Source organism: Bradyrhizobium sp. Ken01, assembly GCF_055807355.1.
On sequence record NZ_JBVVPC010000164.1, the window covers coordinates 1 to 387 of the forward strand.

Sequence of the window (387 nt, forward strand, 5' to 3'; positions counted from 1 at the left end):
CGTCTCCGGCTTGAACAGGATGCGGCCGCCGAAGCGCTTGTTCAGCTCCTGCGATTCGATCAACGGGGTTTCGACGATCAGGCCGGCGAGACGCGCGGCGGCGGCGTGGATGTCGGCGATGCCGGGAGGGGTGGTGGCGGTCATGTGAGGTCCAGTGGACAGGGGTCTTTCCATGATGCCCGCAAAGGGAGGCGGCGCACCATGGGAAAAATGTGACCGTTACAAGGTTTAGCGAGGCGGTCGCCAACGCCTCGGCTGCACGCCCCCCTCTGGCCTGCCGGACATCTCCCCACGGGTGGGGAGATCGGCTGAGTATCCGCTTTCGCCAATTTCCAACGATGAAGAAGGGGCACACCTAATGAAGCTGACAATCTCCCCCTCGTAGGG

The 387-nt window shown here is 63.3% G+C and carries 1 pseudogene; it reads right to left on the minus strand.

Features of this window, described 5'->3' with window-relative positions:
- A pseudogene (locus AC0L3S_RS39195) lies at positions 1-144 on the minus strand (pyridoxal-5'-phosphate-dependent protein); the annotation flags it as partial.
- Positions 145-387 lie beyond the last annotated feature (243 nt).